Annotated in this window: 3 protein-coding genes; 2 read left to right on the top strand and 1 reads right to left on the bottom strand. The window is 65.2% G+C overall.

The window, feature by feature from the left end:
* Both RMO40_RS21130 and RMO40_RS21125 read left to right on the top strand, forming a co-directional pair.
* The coding region (locus tag RMO40_RS21130) for a vitamin B12 dependent-methionine synthase activation domain-containing protein (RefSeq protein ID WP_309725526.1) at nucleotides 1-1,086 on the top strand (1,086 nt) is incomplete at its 5' end.
* A gap of 87 nt (nucleotides 1,087-1,173) precedes the next feature.
* A complete protein-coding gene (locus RMO40_RS21125; protein ID WP_309725524.1) occupies nucleotides 1,174-1,575 on the top strand; it encodes a DoxX family protein in 402 nt (133 codons plus the stop codon).
* 160 nt (nucleotides 1,576-1,735) lie between these two features.
* On the opposite strand, the gene RMO40_RS21120 is transcribed toward RMO40_RS21125, so the two are convergent.
* A partial coding sequence (locus tag RMO40_RS21120) for an aldehyde dehydrogenase family protein (protein WP_309725528.1) occupies nucleotides 1,736-1,873 on the bottom strand: 138 nt, incomplete at its 5' end.

The raw sequence follows: 1,873 nt of genomic DNA, 5'->3' as shown, positions 1-1,873 counted from the left end.
GGCGTGGCGCAGGGGCTGTTGTCGGACCAGGCGGCGCAGTACATCGCCGAACTCAACGCCGACTACGACAAGGTGCGCACGCAGCACGCCAACAAGAAGCAGGTGCCGCTGTGGCCGCTGGCCAAGGCGCGTGCCAACAAGACGCCGATCGACTGGCGCAGCTTCGAGCCGAAGAAGCCGCGCTTCATCGGCAAGCGCGTGTTCAAGAATTTCGATCTCAACGAGATCGTCAAATACATCGACTGGGCGCCGTTCTTCCAGACCTGGGACCTGGCCGGCCCCTTCCCCGAGATCCTCAAAGACGAGGTGGTGGGCGAAGAAGCGCGGCGCGTGTTCAGCGACGGCAAGCGCATGCTGCAGCGGCTCATTGAAGGCCGCTGGCTCAGCGCCAACGCGGTGGTGGGCCTGTACCCGGCCAACAGCGTCAACGACGACGACATCGAGCTCTACACCGACGAGAGCCGCCGCGAGGTGGCGCTCACCTGGCACGGCTTGCGCCAGCAGACCGAGCGCTTCGAGGTGGACGGCGTGATGCGCCCCAGCCGGTGCCTCGCCGACTTCGTGGCACCCAAGGGCGTGGCCGACGACTACGTGGGCGTGTTCGCCGTCACCGCTGGCCTGGGTGTGGAGAAAAAAGAGAAGCTTTTCATCGACGACCACGACGACTACGCCGCCATCATGCTCAAGGCCCTGGCCGACCGCCTGGCCGAAGGCCTGGCCGAGTGTCTGCACCACCGCGTGCGCACCGACCTCTGGGGCTACGCGGAGGGTGAAACGCTGAGCGTTGAGGACCTGATCAAGGAAAAGTACCAGGGCATCCGCCCGGCGCCGGGCTACCCCGCCTGCCCGGACCACTCGGTCAAGCGCCCGATGTTCGACCTGCTGCGGTGCGAAGACATCGGCATGGGCCTGACCGAAAGCCTGGCCATGACGCCGGCGGCCAGCGTGAGCGGCTTCTACCTGAGCCACCCTGAAAGCGCCTACTTCAACGTCGGCAAGATCGGCGACGACCAGGTGACCGATCTGGCGCAGCGCAGCGCGGTGGCCGAGAAAGAGCTGCAGCGCTGGCTGGCGCCAAATCTTTAAGCCTGTTTCAACGCCGTCCGGAACCGAAGGCTGCCCTGCGGGTCGACTTTCGGCGTACTTTCTTTTTTATTCCAAAGACTTCACAACATGAACGCCATCAACAACCTCTTCAACCAACCCCGCTTCGGCGTGATCCTGCTGCGCTGGACGCTCGCCATCCTCATGATCTTTCACGGCTGGGCCAAGGTGACGGGTGGCGTGAGCGGCATCGAAGGCATGCTGGTGGCCAAGGGCCTGCCGGGCTTCATCGCGTACGGCGTCTACATCGGCGAATTGATCGCTCCGCTGTTCCTGCTCGCCGGCGTGTGGGTGGTACCGGCGGCACTGGTGATCGCGATCAACATGGCGTTTGCGGTGGGCCTGGCCCACATGACCCATTTCATGGACATCACGGCCACCGGTGGCTGGCGCCTGGAGCTGCAGGCGTTCTTTTTCATGACCGCGCTCGTGGTGGCGTTCACGAACAAGCTGGGCCCCAACAAGGGCTGATGCGGCTCAAGCTTCGCCGGGGCTCGGCCTGTCCCGCTTGAAGCAGCGCCATCCAGGGACACCGCGGGTCCGGCTCCGCCGGCCCCAGGTGTCGTCCCCCTCCAAGCCGAAGGCGCCAGAGAGGGGGAAGCCGCGCAGCGGCGCAGGGGGTGGTTCCGCTTCAGACGTTCATGATGGAAACCGACCGCGCGTTCAGGTACGCATCCATCGCCTCCGGCCCGCCCTCGGTCCCGTAACCCGAGTCCTTGATGCCGCCGAACGGCATTTCGGCCGAGGGCATGGCGGGCATGTTCACCCA

It is taken from the genome of Rhizobacter sp., assembly GCF_031412075.1.
In the GTDB taxonomy this organism is placed as follows: domain Bacteria; phylum Pseudomonadota; class Gammaproteobacteria; order Burkholderiales; family Burkholderiaceae_C; genus Rhizobacter.
Note: the sequence above shows the minus strand (reverse complement) of the source record. Positions and strands in the feature narration are given on the sequence as shown.